12 protein-coding genes are annotated in these 17,441 nt (G+C 55.6%); 3 read left to right on the top strand and 9 right to left on the bottom strand.

Annotation, left to right across the window (positions count from 1 at the left end; genetic code table 11):
• Positions 1–61: 61 nt before the first annotated feature.
• The 6 genes from bcsC to bcsR are packed head-to-tail and all read right to left on the bottom strand — an operon-like array spanning position 62 to position 10,634.
• Entirely contained in the window at positions 62–3,544 is a 3,483-nt protein-coding gene (bcsC, locus tag L977_RS12290) for a cellulose synthase complex outer membrane protein BcsC (RefSeq protein ID WP_047625830.1), read from the bottom strand.
• The gene (gene bcsZ / locus L977_RS12285; protein ID WP_047625829.1) at positions 3,526–4,632 is read right to left on the bottom strand and encodes a cellulose synthase complex periplasmic endoglucanase BcsZ; all 1,107 of its coding nucleotides are present in this window, start codon (positions 4,630–4,632) and stop codon (positions 3,526–3,528) included. The genes bcsC and bcsZ overlap by 19 nt, the downstream gene beginning before the upstream one ends.
• Positions 4,633–4,638: 6 nt before the next feature.
• Complete coding sequence (gene bcsB / locus L977_RS12280) at positions 4,639–7,059, bottom strand: cellulose biosynthesis cyclic di-GMP-binding regulatory protein BcsB (protein ID WP_052192625.1); 2,421 nt, start codon at positions 7,057–7,059, stop codon at positions 4,639–4,641.
• A gap of 10 nt (positions 7,060–7,069) precedes the next feature.
• Positions 7,070–9,685 carry a UDP-forming cellulose synthase catalytic subunit gene (gene bcsA / locus L977_RS12275; RefSeq protein WP_014885602.1) on the bottom strand — a complete coding sequence of 872 codons (2,616 nt, stop codon included), beginning with the start codon at positions 9,683–9,685 and terminating at the stop codon, positions 7,070–7,072.
• A complete protein-coding gene (gene bcsQ, locus L977_RS12270; protein ID WP_014885603.1) occupies positions 9,682–10,434 on the bottom strand; it encodes a cellulose biosynthesis protein BcsQ in 753 nt (250 codons plus the stop codon). Before bcsQ ends, bcsA begins: the two co-directional genes overlap by 4 nt.
• An 11-nt stretch (positions 10,435–10,445) precedes the next feature.
• The gene (bcsR, locus tag L977_RS12265) at positions 10,446–10,634 is read right to left on the bottom strand and encodes a cellulose biosynthesis protein BcsR (RefSeq protein WP_008503237.1); all 189 of its coding nucleotides are present in this window, start codon (positions 10,632–10,634) and stop codon (positions 10,446–10,448) included.
• Between the two features lie 174 nt (positions 10,635–10,808).
• On the opposite strand from bcsR, the gene bcsE reads away from it, so the two are divergent.
• Genes bcsE through bcsG form a run of 3 tightly spaced genes read left to right on the top strand, consistent with a single transcriptional unit; the run spans position 10,809 to position 14,234 of the window.
• Complete coding sequence (gene bcsE / locus L977_RS12260; protein ID WP_047625827.1) at positions 10,809–12,371, top strand: cellulose biosynthesis c-di-GMP-binding protein BcsE; 1,563 nt, start codon at positions 10,809–10,811, stop codon at positions 12,369–12,371.
• On the top strand, positions 12,368–12,562 hold the full coding sequence (bcsF, locus tag L977_RS12255) for a cellulose biosynthesis protein BcsF (protein WP_014885605.1): 195 nt from the start codon (positions 12,368–12,370) through the stop codon (positions 12,560–12,562). Before bcsE ends, bcsF begins: the two co-directional genes overlap by 4 nt.
• Positions 12,555–14,234: a cellulose biosynthesis protein BcsG gene (gene bcsG, locus L977_RS12250; protein WP_014885606.1), complete on the top strand. Its 1,680-nt coding sequence runs from the start codon at positions 12,555–12,557 to the stop codon at positions 14,232–14,234. The genes bcsF and bcsG overlap by 8 nt, the downstream gene beginning before the upstream one ends.
• 45 nt (positions 14,235–14,279) lie before the next feature.
• Here the strand turns inward: bcsG and L977_RS12245 are convergent, their stop codons facing one another.
• The 3 genes from L977_RS12245 to murB are packed head-to-tail and all read right to left on the bottom strand — an operon-like array spanning position 14,280 to position 17,279.
• Entirely contained in the window at positions 14,280–15,275 is a 996-nt protein-coding gene (locus L977_RS12245) for a glycosyl hydrolase family 8 (protein ID WP_047625826.1), read from the bottom strand.
• A 16-nt stretch (positions 15,276–15,291) separates the two neighbouring features.
• Positions 15,292–16,254 carry a bifunctional biotin--[acetyl-CoA-carboxylase] ligase/biotin operon repressor BirA gene (birA, locus tag L977_RS12240; RefSeq protein WP_023331541.1) on the bottom strand — a complete coding sequence of 321 codons (963 nt, stop codon included), beginning with the start codon at positions 16,252–16,254 and terminating at the stop codon, positions 15,292–15,294.
• Positions 16,251–17,279: a UDP-N-acetylmuramate dehydrogenase gene (gene murB, locus L977_RS12235; protein ID WP_023331542.1), complete on the bottom strand. Its 1,029-nt coding sequence runs from the start codon at positions 17,277–17,279 to the stop codon at positions 16,251–16,253. The genes birA and murB overlap by 4 nt, the downstream gene beginning before the upstream one ends.
• Between the last annotated feature and the right edge of the window lie 162 nt (positions 17,280–17,441).

Raw genomic sequence — 17,441 nt, 5'->3', positions numbered from 1 at the left:
TGAGTATACCCGATTGCTGTGCTATTAAGAGAGACTTACAAATGGATTAAGGAAAATCCGATTACCAGTCCGCGTAAGGAATGAGCGGCTGCGGCGGTAAGTCCATATCGCCCTGCCAGCCTGCGGCAGAGTAACGCACATAAATCAGCGCATGGCTTGGGGTATAGTCTTTCGCTTCCTGAATATCCACGCCCATGCCCACAAACCAGTTGGACGTGACCCGGCGTTCGATAATCGCCCGTGCGGTATAACCCGTGCCGGAGCTGCTGCTGCCGGTTTCCATCGCCCCCCGGTCAGTATAGCGGCCGGGTTCATCGGTCGGGATCAGACTCTGAATCGGGTAGCGCAGTTCATCTTTGGTTTTGGAGTGTGACCAGGAGACAGAGCCGCCCAGCTCCCAGGACCAGTTTTCCGTGCGTTTACGCCAGGTCACCGGCAGTGCGAAGGAGACATACTCCTGCGGGCTGTAATAGCCGCCCTGACCCAGGGTATATCCGCTCAGGTCTTTGTCGTAATGCCAGAGCATATTGGAGACGCCGACCGTCAGGCGCTCGTTGTTTTTATTAATGAGCTTGTAGTAGTAACCCGTCATCCAGCGGACGCGCCAGTTATCTTCCACATTTTTACCCGTCAGCGTTTCTGCGTTCAGGCTTGACCAGACGCCGTTCGCCTCACCTTTGTCATAGCTGATGCTTACGCCACCCCCGGTCGCACGTACGCCGCCCCAGGTGGTGCCGGTATTGGTATCTTTCTGCCCGGCGAAGGCCAGCAGTGAACTGGAGATTGGCCGACGATGGGCATTGACGGTATAACCGATGGGACCCAGATCGCTGCTGTAGCTCAGGCCGCCCACCACGTCGACGACGTCAAAGCCCATCGGGGTGGTACCAATATCCATCGACCAGGTTTTATTCTGCCAGCCGACGGCGACGCTGGCGCCACTGTCACTCTGATGGGTGCTGCCGCTACACGGTGTTTCGTAGCAGGTCCCCCATTTAGGGTCGTACGTACCGTTATTGTTATCAAATGAACCGGCGTCCATATTGACCAAATCGCTTCTGAAGAACATGCGGCCATCAGAGAGCGGGGCATCGACCTGGAGCATGGTGGTATGGGCTTTCAGATCGGAATAGCCCCCCGTGCCGCTGGAGCCCCAGTAATCGTGCTGCAGCGTGACGTTAACATCCTGCTGACGGTACAAATCACCGGCGTCACTCCGTACGCCGCGCTTCAGCCAGTCATCTTTTTCATCGTTACGCGTCAGACGGGTGAAACTGTCGTTGTCCACCGGACGGGTCGTCGTGATGCCTGATGACACCATCGCGTCTTTATACGTCTCCAGCGCTTGCTGAGGCTGACCGTTCTGCGCCTGGAAGCGCGCGGCATCACGTAACACCAGCGCATTTTCCATTGAGGCAGGCTGCGATTTGGCCTGCGGAATGATGTTGTTGAAGGTTTGCTCTGCGGCGGCGGAATCGCCCAGCCCCGCCTGCGCCATCGCGATCCGACGCTGCATATTGAGGGATAACGGTTCGCCATTCTGCGCGGCAGGCAGTTTCGCCAGCTCGGCACGCGCAGCGTCCTTGTTACCTTGCGCGCTATAAATCTCGGTCAGACCGAGGATCGCGTCCTCGTTCTGCGGCTCACGCTGCAGGACGGCGTTGTACGTGGTTTTCGCCGATTCCAGATCGCCACGCTGCTGCGCCCAGTCGGCCAGCGTTAAGTCGATACGGGTAGAGGTCGGCTGCTGACGCAGAAGGTTTTCCGCCTCCTGCTCTTTACCGCTGTCGCGCAGGCGGTTGGCGGTTTCCAGCACCTGGTTACTTTGCAGACGGTCGGCCAGTTCCTGAATGTTGCCATTCCACTGGCTACGCGGCAGCGTATCCAGATGCGCCAGCGCGGCCCGGTCCTGATTGTTCCCGGAGAGATAGAGCCCGTTGGCATACACCTGATCCGGGTCAGACGGTTTCTGGCTGGCAAGCTGGCGCATCAGGGTGTCCGCCTGGCTACGCTGGCCCGCGCTGTAGAGATCGCGCGAGAGACGATACGTTATCCAGACGTCGCCTGGCGAGAGCGCCAGACGGCGGCGCTGTATTTCTGCTGCCTGGGCGTATTTCCCCTGATTCTCCAGCTGTTCGGCCTGGGCAGACAGTTGCTCGTTAGTCAGGCTACGTTCAATATCATCAATGCTCCGGCGCTGGCTGGCAGAAAGCGACTGGATAAACTGCGAGGCTTTCTCCGGTGACTGTGCGCGGTAAATATTGGCCAGACCGCGAACCGCATTGCTGTTACCGCTGTCCATACGCAACGCCTGACGATAATAACGCTCCGCCGCATCGTTATCTTTACGTGCCGCCGCGGCATCACCCAGGCCCAGCACCGCGTAACTGTCGGTATTGTCGATGTTACGTGCCTGCTGATAGTAACGTTCCGCCTGTGACGGGTTATTCGCCTTGAGCGCCGCATCGCCCTGCTGGATCAGCAGCCAGTAGCGGTTGACCTTCAGCAAACTGTCCCATTTACCCCGGTTATCGCTCTGCGGGTCGAGGGCTATGGCCTTTTCGAACTGCGCCACCGCGCGGGCACGATCGCCTTTCTGGGAATAAGCCTGTCCCAGGGCACCCACCGCTTCACTGTCAGCATGGTTGGCGCTGACGGCTTTTTGCAGCTCCGCAACCGCCTTACTCCCCTGCCCGGCATCCACTGCCGCCAGACCTTCCGCTTTCGCCCGGAAGGCCGGGTCTGCGAGCTGTTTTTGCTGCGCTTCAAGCTGGGCACGCGCCGCCACGACGCTATCGCCGTCGCTGAAAACGCTCAGGTATTTTTGCAACGCGCTGACGCTGGCGCTGCTGGCAGGCTGGTCTTTGATCTGCTCATACCACATGTCAGACGCCTGGCTGCGGCCGCCGGTCGATTTAGCCATCTCCCGCAGGACCGCAAAGCCCTCATCACGGCGCCCGCTCTGGAACAGGAGCTGGGAAAGCGTCGTCTGCAGCTGCGTATTACCGGGGCTGCTGCTGTTAATTTTTTTCAGCTGGTTAATGGCCGCATTGCGGCGGGCAGGATCTTTCGCCACCACATTCCAGTATTCCGTCGCCACGTCGCCACCCGGCGGGTTGCCGTCAAAGAGCTTGTCATAGGCGGCAATCGCCTCCTGAGTGTGCCCTGTCGTGGCGAGCAAGCGCGCCTGCTGTAACTGCTGTCGGCCATCCGGGGTGGAAAGCAGCATCGTATTGCGTGAGGACTGATACGCGCTGGAGCCTGGAGCGATCCCTTTCAGGCGATCCAGCTCTTTTTGCGCACCGGCGGTATCGCCCTGGCGCAGCAGGTAACGAAAACGGGCGGCAATAACATCAGGGTTGTTCGGATCAATCAGTTCAAGACGATAGAGCGACTGACGAACCAAATCCTCACGCTGTGTCGACTCGCCCAGCCGAACCTGCTCCAGCAGCTGTTTCTGCTGCGGAGAGTTAACGGCCTGCGCCAGCGGCATCAGTGCCAGCCCAAGCGATAAAGTGAGTAAATTTACTGTGAACTTGCGCATTCCTGGCCCCAATCCGGTATTAAGTCACCTTTAGCGGTGAAGCGAAAACGATGCTGATCCCATCCCTGACCAAAGAGAGTCAGTACATAGCTGTAATAGGCGTTGTTATCGGGAAAATGGTCTGCAACGCGCTGGCGCTGAACCGCCTGAGCATCGCGCTGTTGTAAAAACGGCAGCATGGCGGCAGAGAACCCGACCGGACCATTGCCGGTGCGTTTACCCGTCGCCACGTCCACTTTTTCCGGCGGCACGCCCTGTTTCATTGTTTTTGCCGCCATCGGCTGGAAGCGCGTCAGCAATCGGGCTTTCTGAGGATCTTTATCACTCATCATGCCCACCCAAAGATAGACACGAATAGCGTCGTAGCCCCCTACCAGCGCTTTATCCTGCTTTAACTTCCAGCCTCTGTTTTTCTGATACTGCACCCAGTCCGGCGAGAACCCCTTTGGCGCGCTTTCCAGCAGCAGTCGCAGATTCGTTTCACGAAGCGTGGTCCACGGGGCACCAAAGCGGGTGAAATAGCTTGCTAACTGCGGAGGAAGATAGCTGGGGTTAAAGCGCCAGGCGTTTTCATCAGCAAAACCGACTTTACCCGGAAGCAGCATGGCGCCGAGCCCTGGTACTTTCACCACTTCCTCACCGGCAATGCGTTTCAACAGCGCCTTACCCGTGCGGGTGTAGTCCGGATGTTTCCATAACCGGCCCGCTTCAAGCAGTGACCAGGCGATCCAGACATCGGCATCTGAGGCGGAGTTGGTATCAATCACCGCCCAGTTTTCTTTGTCTTTCTGCCCCCAGAGCCAGGCAGGGAGATGGTCGTTGAGATTGCCGCCGGCAAGGTTATCGCGCGTCCATGTCAGTATTTGCTCAAACGCGCGGCGATCGTTGGCGGCCAGAGCAAAGAACAACGCATAGCTTTGCCCTTCCGACGTCGTAATTTTGCGCGTGTCACTGGGATCAATGACGCGCCCGCCCTCGCTGATGTAATCCTTTTTGAACTGCTCCCAAGCAGGCCAGGTACAGGCGGCGCGAAGAGGAAGCGCCGCCAGCATCAACGCTGCTACTGCACACCAGCGAAAGGCTTTCATCACATCTTACTCATCCGGGTTGAGGCGACGACGGCTGATGATACGCAGCAGACGCCACAGCACCCATGCCAGCAAGATCACGCTGACCGCGGCCAGGATGGCGAGCAGAACCGGATGGTTAGACAGCGCATACCACAGGCGTTCGAACCACGGCAGATGGCCGACGTAGTACACATCACCCACGCGCAGGCTGTTGACGCCGGACTCACGGATCACCGACACAGAGCCAAACATCGCGGCACGTTTACCACTGTCGTTCATCGCCGTATTCAGCAGTTCATAGCCACGCGGGCTGTCCGCCAGAAGCGCCACCACGCTACGCTGATCGTTATAAGGTGACTGGAAGCCCACTACCGCAGCCATCGCCCCCTGAGAGGTGACGGCCGTCTGCGCGCTGGCCTGGCGATCGTTCGCATCCGGCATGATGCTCGGGAAATCGGTCTGGCGCAGCGGGGTGTTAACCCAGGACTCCGTGGCTTTCACCAGCAGATCGATACGCTTATCATCCTTCAGCTTATCCGGAATCGTACCGATGACCATGATGTCAGCATCTTTGTTCTGGATCTGGCTGCCATCGTCCGTCAACGTGACGTTAATTGCCGGCAATCCCGTCTGGGCCCCAACGGTTGCTATGGTACCAAGCAGGGTTGTCACCTGACCTTCGTTTGGCGCTTTTGGCATCACAACGATGGACTCAGAGAGATCGGCCATGCGGCTGAACGGGAAGCCTGCATTAGCAAAGGCGCGCAGATCCGGCATCGCCAGGAAGTGATAGTACTTCGAGAAGTCGATGGTCGACTCATCGCCGATGACAACGTGGTTCTGAACCTGCTGGAAGGTGATGCAGTTATCCACCGAACCGCCAGGCATCGGGTTCATGTACTGGAAGTCAAAACGCAGCTGGTTGATTGCCCCAAGCTTCAGTGCCGGAATGGAGACATCCGTTTTACCGTCCAGCAGCCCCTGCAGCACCGGCAGGCGAAGCATCAGTCGGTTAGTGTCCTGGGTACTCTGCAGGCTGAACGATTGCAGGAACTGGTTATTCAGGCTGATATCCATGCGCGAGCTGTCTTTCGTCGCCGGCGCGGTATAACGGTAGTTAAGATTGATATCGATGCCGTTGGTACGCAGCAGGTACAGATCCGGCGGCAGGTTCAGTGACAGGCTAATTGGCGAGGGTTCAAGCCCGGACGCCTGCAGCTGCTCTTCATAGGTTTTCAGCTCACCAAACGTCACGACACGGTCGGTACGCACCCAGTTTGGCGCATCATAAGGTTTACGCGCCAGCAGCGGCTTGACCTCGTCCACCACGACGCTGTTGCCGCGGAAAAGAACGTTGCCCTGGGCAATCGCTTTTGCCGCCTGGACCAGATCTTTATCGTCACGACCAAAGACCACCAGCAGCTTCACGTACGGGTTATCCGGGTGGCTGACCATCTCAATGGTTGGCGCTTTGACTTCAGGATGATCGCGCAGGAAGGCAGGACGTTTCGCGTTAGTGGCAAATACAATCGCGTTTCTGTCCGGCATTTTGTCATACATCACCGGGAAATTCTGACCGCGCCAGCCGGAACGCGAACCAAACCAGGAAGCCACAATGGTGGCCGCCAGCTGCTCGGTTACGTCCGGGGACGACGCAAACACCATCGGCAGCGTGAGCGGACGGTTATCACGAGGATCGAAGAACGGCACCGGGAAGGCGGAGAGATCGTTCTTCAGCGCCAGGGACTGATAGGTCATCTGCAGCGAGGAGTTACGCCCGATGTCCATCCACAGCGTGTTGCTGGCCGGGTTTTCACAGACATCGCGGTAGTGACCCACAAACTCCAGACGAATGCGGTTAAAGTCGGTAATGAACAGCGGGTTAATCGGCACCTGCGCCTGCGTTTTCTTACCCAGTTGTTCTTTGGTAACCGGCAGTACGTCCATCAGCTCATCGTTCAGGTAAACCTTCAACTGAGACTGGGTCGGCAGCAGGGACGGCGACGGGGTATATTCAAGGTTCAGCACGGCATTCGAGACGACTTCATCGCTGCGCATGCCAAATTCAATGCCGCCATTAGGATTGATGCCGCGCAACACCATGCTGCCCGGCGGCGGCGCGATTTGCGCGAAGGTCAGCTTGACGTCGCGTGACGGGGCATTTTCCGCGACAACGGGCGCATTCGCCCCCCGAACACCCGGCATCACCTGTCCGATAACCGGGTTCTCGGCGGGTAGAGTGTTCCCCTCCGTTGGCTGGTTCGGAATGACATTTTCTGTTTGACCGGGCGCGGCAGTAATAACCGGATCGGTTGCCTGCGCGACCACAGGCACTGTTGGCGCAGGCGTTGCCGCTGCGTTATCAGGCTCTGCGTTAGCCATTGTTGCGGGGAGCGCACTCATCCCCATTGCCACTGCACATAACCAGGAAAGTTTTGTTTTCATCGCGTTATCATCATTGTTGAGCCATAACCGGGTCCGCCTGCTTCGCCTCATCCCGCTCAGGACGACGAGGAATGAACGATACGACCCAGGAAACCAGCGAAGTAAGTGACCGGAAAATTAATTTCACCGACGACGGGGCAAATTCTGCAAGGTGACGATAGCCACGGAACCCCAGCTTCAGAATATCCAGCAGGCTTTCCAGAGGTTTATCTTCCGGGAAGCTGTCCTGCCAGAGAGCCCATGTATCCGCACGGGCAAACGTACACTGCACAAAATCAATGTGTTGCTTTTTGGTCAACGGCATCAGTTGCAGACCGACTTCATTGCCCGCCACACGCGCTACCTGCGTCGGGAAGACATACTCCTGCTGGCCACGCTTAAGCAGCAGGTTAACTTTTTGCCCTTCCAGCACTTTCGCCTGGCCGTTGATTTTGATCCCCAGACCACCGTCAGAGAAGTCGTGCACGGTACAGGAGAAGAGGTGACCATCTTCACGGGCAATCGCCGCGGGCATGCAGATTTCAACGCGATGCGCGCGACGAACCTGTTTACTCTCCACCGACACCGCCACCGCGCCGCCAAGAATAATCAGGTTGTAGAAGACCCAGGCCATACTCACAAAGACGGTCAGGATTTCATTTTCAGGGCCGTAGAAGTAACGCCAGATACCGGCGATGACGCCAACGATGTTCAGCAACACCAGGAAGATATACGGACGGGAGATCACCCAGTCGACGTACTCCTCTTCCACCAGCCCCCCCTTCGCGGTGACGTTGAATTTCCCTTTATGCGGGTTGATCAGCGCCACCATCGTTGGCGGCGCAATGTACCAGGCCAGCACCGTTTCGTAGATTTCACTCCAGAAGGAATGGCGATATTTACCCTGAATCTTCGAGTTCGTCAGGCTCGCGTGGATCATGTGCGGCAGAACAAACAGCGCAATCATCAGCGCCGGGGCGTAGATGATATAGGCGTGAAGGAGCAGAAACGCCAGCGGCGCGGTCAGGAAGATCAGCCGCGGGATGCCGGATAAGAAGTGGAACATCGCGTTGACGTAGCAGAGACGCTGCGCCAGCTTGAGCCCTTTCCCTATCAGTGGATTATCGAGACGGAAAATCTGCACCATGCCGCGCGCCCAGCGAATACGCTGACCAATGTGCGCCGAGAGCGATTCCGTCGCCAGACCGGCGGCCTGAGGAATACGCATATAGGCCGAGGTATAACCCCGACGGTGCAGACGCAACGAGGTGTGCGCATCTTCAGTCACCGTTTCGACGGCAATACCGCCAATTTCATCCAGCGGTTTACGGCGGATAACCGCACAGGAGCCGCAGAAGAACGTGGCGTCCCACATGTCGTTACCGTCCTGCACCAGACCATAGAACAGCGTGCCTTCGTTCGGGGTCTTACGGAAACGGCCAAGGTTGCGTTCAAACGGGTCCGGCGAGAAGAAGTGGTGCGGCGTCTGCATCATCGCCAGCTCTTTCTCTTTCAGGAACCAGCCCATGGTCATCTGCAGGAACGATCGCGTAGGTACGTGGTCGCAGTCAAAGATCGAGACAAACTCCCCGGTAGCATACTTCAGCGCGTTATTGATGTTACCGGCTTTTGCATGTTCGTGCGTCGGACGGGCGATGTATTCGACGCCGACCTCTTCCGCGAACTGGCGGAACGCTGGGCGGTTGCCGTCATCCAGGATCCAGACCTTGAGTTTATCTTTCGGCCAGTCGATGCCGAGCGCAGCATAAATGGTGTTTTTCACCACGCTCAGGTCTTCGTTGTAGGTTGGGACGAAGAGATCGACAGTCGGCCACGTCGTGGTGTCCTTCGGCAGCGGTACGGGCTGGCGATTGAGCGGCCAGATGACCTGGAAATACCCCAACACCAGCACAATCCAGGCATAGGTTTCGGCAAACAGCAGAATCAGACCGCAGACCAGACTCACCGGGTCGTCCCAGTTCAGCGTTGAGGTGTAACGCCACCAGATATAGCGGCAGGAAACGGTCAGCGACAGCACAATCAGCATCAGCGCCGAGAAGCGGCCCGGAATACGACGCACCAGCAACGCCACGCCCCACAGCAGGATCAGGAAGGTGAACTGCGCCAGGGGATTGAAGGGTTGCGTAATACAGACCAGCGCCAGAATCAGTGAGAACACGACAATCACGCCGAGGATAAAACGCCGCAGGCCCGGGTGGAGGTGTCCGAGCTCTTTTTGATTATCCAGATGGCTGGTTTTGTCGGTCACGCTGTCAGGCAATTTATCCAGCCACTGGTGATAGCGCTCGCGCAGCTGTTGAACGCGGGAGAAACTGCGCCAGTGCGGCGTCTGGCGTTCTCGCTGTGACGAGGTGACGACCAGCCAGACGGCCTGAATGAGATAACGCGCCGGATCCAAAGGCCGCGGCCGGTCAGGGTTAATGTGTGGATATAATTCATTATGGTGCGCACGTATGCGCTGCCAGCGCGGATGTTCAAGCGGAATGAACATCCAGGCCATAATCATCCAGAAACAGCCAAGCGCGGCACTGAATGCCGACGCACCATGCCGACGAAAATGTCGGTAGCGTTCGCTCAGACGCGCATTAACCGGCGGGATAAGGAACCAACTGGCGAGTCGACTCATACCGAACTCCCTGCCGGCTCCGCCGCGTTGGCGAAGTTCAGCAGACACCAGTTAGCCAGCGTGAGGATCTCCTCTGCCGCCAGGGAATCGCTGCGGTACTCGCCGAGCGGCTGCTTGGAGGCCAGGGATTCTGCCATTCCTTCATCCCGGTGAATCACAATGGGTAGCAGGCGACGCTGACTCTGTAGCCAGACCTGGTAGAGATCGTCCTGGATCTGGCTCCCGATGCGTAAGTCGTTAATCAGGAGGTGCGCATTCTGCGGCAGCCCCTGTTGATGCAGACGAATATGGCAATTTGCATCCACGTTGACGATGGAGAGAACATGATCGCACTGCGCGATAAGCTGCCGGGTTAACGTCCCGGCGCCGTGCGGCAGATCCACCAGGATCCACTGGTAGTGGCCTTTTTCTTTCAGACTTTGCAATGCAAGCGTGAACTGCGAAAACAACCGCTGATAAGCGGCTTCATTCTCACGTTCGGTGGTGGTGAGCTGACCAAAAGGCAGTAAATCAAGCTGAGAGGTATAGCGCAGCCCTGCATCCCGCCAGTCTTTATCATCAAGCAACGCGCGTGCCCAACCCGCTTCACGAGTGAAGTCGACGTTGAACGACATACGCAGCAAATTATCGGCGCAGGCGTCAATCACCAACACCGATTCACCTAAAAGCTGTAATGACCACGCCAGCGCCGCGGTAACGGATGTGGTACCCACACCGCCACGGACACCCTGTAATCCGAGTATGGCCATCAATGGCTCCCTTATTGTTGATGGGCGAATTCAGCTAATAATGGCCAGCGTTTAATAGCCGCGGCCAACTGTTCCCGCTGGGAAATATCGGTGTAATCTATTTCAGGTAAAGAAAAGGCCTGCGTCAGCGCCAGAAAATCGTTTTGGAATGTATAGCCCAGGGTCGAGTCGACTGGGGTTCCGGGTTCGTTATTATCCATTTTTCTGCCATCCCTTTGAGGAAAATCGCACGCTCAGAAGTTGCGGGGCGTCCTGCCCTGACAAATTTCATTTACATGCTAAATCTGATGTTCTTTAATTTCAATGTTAGGTTTATTTCTACGCTTTCGCTAGTAAACTGAGATACAGATAAATTAGACGAAAAGAGGGACACCGTGGACTCCATATTTTCTATTGGCATCCAGTCATTATGGGACGAATTGAGCCACATGCCAGTCGGTGGAGTCTGGTGGATTAATACCGACCGTAATGAAGATGCCATCAGTCTGGTAAACCAGACAATTGCCGCCCAGGATAAGGATTCCCGCGTGGCTGTCATTAGCATGGGCGAAGAGCCGAAGAAAATTATCACGCTGGAAAGTGACGACGGACCGCAAACCGTGCGCTTATTTTCCATGTCAGCAGAAGTGGATAGTCTATACTTTTTGTCCCGCGACGTTCAGTGCTCCATTGATCCGGATCACTATTTAGTGATTCTTAAATGCGCAAATAACGTCCTGCAAAATATCCCTGCTGAAAAACTGCTGCCGTGGCTGGAAAAAATCAATAAATGGGCAAAATTTCAAAATTGCACGCTATTGGTCGTCAATCCCGGCAGTAATAATGACAAGTTGTTTTCACTTTTAATGGGTGAATATCGCTCCCTGTTCGGTCTGGCCAGTCTGCGTGACCAGGTAGGCAGCTATCTCTACGATATTGCTTTCTGGTGTAATGAAAAAGGCGTGAGCGCCAGGCAACAGCTGACCCTGAAACAGAGTGAGGGGAAATGGCACCTGGCACAGCAGGAAGAAACGGTTGTGCAGCCGCGCAGTGATGAAAAACGCATCCTGAGCCATATTGCGGTTTTAGAGGGCGCGCCCGCGCTGTCGGAAAACTGGTCGCTGTTTGAGTCTAACGAAGCGCTTTTTCATGAAGCTCGTACAACCCAGGCGGCAACCCTTGTTTTCTCGTTGATGCAAAATAACCAGATTGAGACGCTGGCGAGACAAATTCATACCTTACGTCGCCAGCGCGGCAGCGCATTAAAAATTGTGGTGCGGGAAAACAATACCAGCCTGCGCGCCACCGATGAGCGTCTGCTGCTTGGCTGCGGAGCAAATATGGTTGTTCCATGGAATGCGCCGCTGTCACGCTGCCTGACGCTAATCGAAAGCGTTCAGGGCCAGCAGTTCAGCCGCCATGTGCCGGAAGACATTTCCACCTTGCTCTCCATGACGCAGCCGATGAAGCTGCGCGGATACCAGAAATGGGATAACTTCTGCGACGCCGTCGGCAATATGATGAGCAACACGCTACTTCCTGCGGACGGGAAAGGGGTGATGGTTGCCCTGCGTCCTGTTCCGGGTATCCGCGTTGAACAGGCTCTCACCTTATGTCGTCCGAATCGTACAGGGGACATCATGACCATTGGCGACAATCGCCTGGTGCTATTTTTGTCCTTCTGCCGGGTGAACGATCTTGATACCGCGCTTAACCACATCTTTCCCCTGCCTACCGGGGATATTTTCTCAAACCGTATGATCTGGTTCGAAGATAATGCTATCAGCGCGGAGCTGGTGCAGATGCGCGCACTTCAGCCTGAACAATGGGTTAAACCGCTGGCGATCACCAGCGATGCAAAACCGATTCTCAATGCCAGACATGACGGTCATGTCTGGCGTCGGGTTCCGGAACCCCATCGCTTATTAACCGAGAATGGGGAGAACGTAACATCATGAATATCAGCGATATTATTCAACTGGTCGTATTCTGTGCGCTGATCTTTTTCCCGCTTGGCTACTATGCGCGCCATTCCATACGTCGTATCCGTGATACGGCCAGAGTGATGTTTATAAAACCTCGCTATGTAAAACCAGCCGGAACACTGACACGGGCATCACACGTCAAGGCAGACCGAAAACATGACTAATTCTACCTATACCGCTTCGTCACCCTCGCCGCTCTGGCAATACTGGCGCGGCCTTTCCGGCTGGAACTTTTACTTTCTGGTGAAGTTTGGTTTGCTCTGGGCAGGCTATCTGAATTTCCATCCCCTGCTTAACCTGGTCTTTATGGCCTTCCTGCTGATGCCGTTGCCGAATATCAGGCTGCATCGTTTACGTCACTGGGTAGCCATCCCCGTCGGCTTTGCGCTGTTCTGGCACGATACCTGGCTACCGGGTCCGGACAGCATAATGAGCCAGGGGTCACAGGTCGCGGGCTTCAGTGCAGACTACATGCTTGATCTGGTTGAGCGCTTTATTAACTGGCAGATGATTGGCGCTATCTTTGTCCTGCTAGTGGCCTGGCTGTTCCTGTCGCAGTGGATCCGCGTCACGGTGTTTGTTGTCGCCATTATGATCTGGCTTAACGTGCTGACGCTGGCAGGACCGGACTTCTCCCTGTGGCCTGCCGGTCAACCAACCACCACGGTGACCACCACGGGTGGAAGCGCAGCGGCTACTGTTACCACGGCAGGCGATACGCCTGTGGTAGGTGATATTCCAACCCAGACCGCACCGCCGACCTCCACCAACCTCAATGCGTGGCTTTCCAGCTTCTATACCGCAGAAGATAAGCGACAGACGAAATTCCCGGATGCACTGCCGGCAGATGCTCAACCGTTTGAGCTGCTGGTGATTAACATCTGTTCCCTCTCCTGGGCCGATGTGGATGCAGCCGGATTAATGTCTCACCCACTGTGGTCTCATTTCGATATCCAGTTTAAAGATTTCAACTCTGCCACCTCATACAGCGGCCCGGCAGCGATTCGCCTGCTGCGTGCAAGCTGCGGTCAGACATCGCATAAAAACCTGTACCAGCCGGCAGGGAATCAGTGTTATCTGTTCGATAACCTCGCGAAGCTGGGCTTTACGCAGCATCTGATGCTGGGACATAACGGCCAGTTCGGTAACTTCCTGAAAGAGGTGCGTGAACAGGGTGGCATGCAGGCGCCGCTGATGGATCAAACCGGGCTTCCCGTTACTCTGCTCGGCTTCGACGGTTCACCTGTTTACGACGATACAGCCGTACTGCAGCGCTGGCTGCAAACCATCGAAAAAGACAGCAACCCGCGCAGTGCGACGTTCTTTAACACCCTGCCGCTTCACGACGGTAACCACTTCCCGGGCGTGAGCAAAACGGCAGATTATAAAGTGCGTGCGCAGAAATTCTTCGACGAGCTGGATGCGTTCTTCACTGAGCTGGAAAAATCAGGCCGTAAAGTGATGGTGGTTGTCGTGCCTGAACACGGTGGCGCGCTGAAAGGCGACAGAATGCAGGTGTCAGGTCTGCGTGATATTCCAAGCCCGTCCATTACCAACGTGCCTGCGGGCATTAAATTCTTTGGTATGAAGGCTCCGCACCAGGGCGCGCCGATTGAGATTACACAGCCAACCAGCTATCTGGCAATTTCAGAACTGGTTGCCCGTGCCGTGGACGGGAAGCTGTTTGTGGAAGATAGCGTGAACTGGAATCAGCTCACCAGCAACCTGCCGCAAACGGCAGAGGTCTCCGAAAACGCGAATGCTGTTGTGATTCAGTACCAGAACAAACCGTACGTTCGTCTGAACGGCGGAGATTGGGTACCGTATCCGCAATAAAGGATTTCCCCCTCTCCCCTGTGGGGAGAGGGGGATGTCAGTGCGTTATTGTTGCGCTGAAATCCATACCAGCATTTTCAGACTTGCCGAATAGTAGTCGTCGTTAGAGGTGATTTCCGGTTCGCCGGATGGCTGACCCATCGTTAAATCCCTGACCGCCAGCAGACCGCCTTCCATCATATAGGGCGCGTATTCGTTGGTCGTGACGTTAACCCAGGCGGGTGTATGTTCCCGTGGGAACTGACCAAACCAGGCTTTCCAGGGCGTCAGCAGCGGGCTTTGTTTATCAGACCAGGCTATGTACAGCGGAATACGAATCGCATCGTAGCTCATTCGCGGTGGCCAACCTTTGGCCGGCGTCAGCTTGCCCGCGGATGCCAGCGAAACCCAGTCTGTCGGTAGATTCGCTTTACCCGATCCCATTTTTCCCAGCAGACGTTTCCCGTCCTTTATCAATTCACGCCAGACCGGCAAATGACTGCGTCCGGCAAAGGCCTGCCAGGCCGGAAACACAAAATAGGAAGGATTAAGGACCACTTCACTCTCAAGCTTAAATCCCTGTACGCCGGGCAGCATCACGCGGTAACCCGCATAGCGGATTACGTTGTGGTCAATCAATGCTTTCGTAATCGCATCCGATGCGGCGCTGTAGCGTTTGTCATGCCAGCGCGCATCGGCTTTTAACAACGCCCATGCAATCAGGACATCGCCATCTGTGGCGTTGTTTTTATCAGCGACCGGATTGGACTCCGCGGGGTTATAACGCCAGTAAAACAGACCATTTTCGTTGTTCTTTAGCGTCCTGTTGGTCCATTGCCAGAGCTTATCGAACGTGGCTTTATCGTCGTTAGCCACCGCCATTAACATGGCGAAACCCTGACCTTCCGTATGCGAAACGTCACCGTTGCCGGTATCAACAATGCGGCCTTCCGGTTTAAAAAAGCGCGCCTTGTAACTCTCCCAGGCCTGACTCGCCTGCGAGAGAGGAGAGAACAGCAAACTCATCATCACAGCCAGGGTCGCGCAGACGGGTTTTCGCATCATTCACCCCATTCGGTTATTCGGCACTTCGCAGTGAAATCTCACCGCCCATCCAGGGCTTGATCACGCCATCCTGTTCCAGGAGCAACGCGCCCTGAGCGTCAATCCCGCGGGAAATGCCGTAGATCTCTTTATCACCAATCAGTAATTTCACCGGGCGATTGATGAAGTTGTCCAGTTTTTCCCAACGAGACAGGAACGTTGCGAGTCCTTCCTGTTCAAAAAGCGTCAGTGAACTGCGCAACTCTTTAATCATACGCACGGCAAGGATGTTACGATCGATGACGATCCCCGCCTCCTGGAGATTCGTCCAGGCCTGGTTGACCACATCGTTTTGTACGTTACGCATCACCATATTGAGGCCCGCGCCAATCACGATTTGCGCCGCATCGCCCGTTTTTCCCGTCAGTTCGACCAGAATACCGGCAAGTTTACGATCGTTCAGGTAAAGATCGTTAGGCCATTTAACACGCACCCGATCGGCGCCCAGATCGTGTAGCACCTCTGCCATGACAATCCCGATGACCAGACTCAGGCCAATCGCTGCGGCAGGGCCCTGATCGAGTCGCCAGTACATGGACAGGTAGAGGTTGGCACCAAAGGGCGAGAACCATTTTCGCCCTCGGCGACCACGCCCGGCCTGCTGATACTCTGCAACGCAGGCATCGCCGGATTTCAGTTCAGGCAGACGATCCAGAAGATACTGGTTCGTTGAGTCAATCACCGGCAGCACCGCAACATTGCCGTGCCCAATCTGGCTACGAATCACATCTTCATTCAGCAATTGAATGGGTTCCGGCAGGCTGTACCCTTTTCCCGGAACGGTAAAGACATCGACACCCCAGTCGCGGAGGGTCTGGATATGCTTATTAATGCCTGCACGGCTCATGCCCAGCTGCTCACCCAGCTGCTCGCCAGAGTGAAACTCCCCATCCGCGAGGATGCTAATCAGGGTTAACGGGATGGTATTGTCTTTCACGCGATGGTCTCCACGGCATTCACTTCACCTGTGCGGCCAATGAAGCGGACTTCTGGCTCCAGCCAGACGTTAAACTTTTCACCCACACGTTCACGAACATAATGAGCCAGTTTGACCACGTCATCACTGCTCGCATCATGTTGATTGATCAGTACCAGAGCCTGCTGCTGATGAACGGCAGCGCCTCCGACTGAAGTGCCTTTAAGCTGGCATTGATCGATAAGCCATCCCGCAGCCAGCTTCACGCTGCCATCTGCCTGAGGGTAATGTGGTGCTGCGGGCCATCCTTCAAGGAAGACCTTTGCCTTTTCGCTGTCGATCACCGGGTTTTTGAAGAAACTTCCGGCATTTCCATTTACTTTCGGGTCGGGAAGCTTGGTCATGCGCATATGACAAACCGAGTCAAACACATCGCGGGGGGTGGCGGTAGCCGGATCGAGACGCGTTAAATCACCGTAGGTCAGTACGGGCTGCCAGTTCTTCGACAGGCGCAGGCCCACGGCGACAATCACGTAGCGATCCTGATATTCATGTTTGAAGATACTGTCACGGTAGCCAAAACGGCACTGTTCTGCGGTTAAACGCTTAGCCGTTCCAGTCGCCAGTTCGATGCAGTCGACGTATTCACAGACATGTTTCAGCTCGATGCCATAGGCACCGATGTTTTGAATCGGTGATGATCCAGCGCAGCCCGGAATAAGCGCAAGGTTTTCCAGGCCTGGCATCCCTTTTTCAAGGGTAAATTGCACCAGGTGATGCCAGTTTTCTCCGGCCCCCACGTGCAAGTGCCAGCTATCGGCGCGCTCTTCCACATCAATTCCCATGATGCGGTTAACGATCACTGTTCCCGCAAAATCGTCGAGAAACAGGACATTACTTCCTTCGCCCAGAATCAGTACGGGTTCGTTTTTTTCGGTTGCGCTTTGCCATGCATTCAGCAACTGCTGTGCAGTATCGGCACGGACAATGTGATTAGCATTGCGTTGAATACCAAAGGTATTCCAGGGCTTAAGGGAGTGGTTCATAGACGCTATCCTGATGCAAAAACGCAGGTAGTTTACCGTATAAGCAGGGCGTTGGGGGATTAGTTTGTATAGCGCAGAAACGCAAAAAGGCCATCCTTACGGATGGCCTTTTCACTTATTTGATGCCTGGCAGTTCCCTACTCTCACATGGGGAGACCCCAC

This window comes from Enterobacter sp. ZOR0014, from assembly GCF_000798855.1.
Classification (GTDB): domain Bacteria; phylum Pseudomonadota; class Gammaproteobacteria; order Enterobacterales; family Enterobacteriaceae; genus Enterobacter; species Enterobacter kobei.
This window is presented reverse-complemented; position numbering and strand designations above follow the sequence as displayed.

Bases quoted from the DNA above. Each gene is read 5' to 3' on its own strand.
- bcsC (WP_047625830.1), bottom strand. From the start codon at position 3,544: ATGCGCAAGTTCACAGTAAATTTACTCACTTTATCGCTTGGGCTGGCA.
- bcsZ (WP_047625829.1), bottom strand. From the start codon at position 4,632: ATGAAAGCCTTTCGCTGGTGTGCAGTAGCAGCGTTGATGCTGGCGGCG.
- bcsB (WP_052192625.1), bottom strand. From the start codon at position 7,059: ATGAAAACAAAACTTTCCTGGTTATGTGCAGTGGCAATGGGGATGAGT.
- bcsA (WP_014885602.1), bottom strand. From the start codon at position 9,685: ATGAGTCGACTCGCCAGTTGGTTCCTTATCCCGCCGGTTAATGCGCGT.
- bcsQ (WP_014885603.1), bottom strand. From the start codon at position 10,434: ATGGCCATACTCGGATTACAGGGTGTCCGTGGCGGTGTGGGTACCACA.
- bcsR (WP_008503237.1), bottom strand. From the start codon at position 10,634: ATGGATAATAACGAACCCGGAACCCCAGTCGACTCGACCCTGGGCTAT.
- bcsF (WP_014885605.1), top strand. From the start codon at position 12,368: ATGAATATCAGCGATATTATTCAACTGGTCGTATTCTGTGCGCTGATC.
- bcsG (WP_014885606.1), top strand. From the start codon at position 12,555: ATGACTAATTCTACCTATACCGCTTCGTCACCCTCGCCGCTCTGGCAA.
- L977_RS12245 (WP_047625826.1), bottom strand. From the start codon at position 15,275: ATGCGAAAACCCGTCTGCGCGACCCTGGCTGTGATGATGAGTTTGCTG.
- murB (WP_023331542.1), bottom strand. From the start codon at position 17,279: ATGAACCACTCCCTTAAGCCCTGGAATACCTTTGGTATTCAACGCAAT.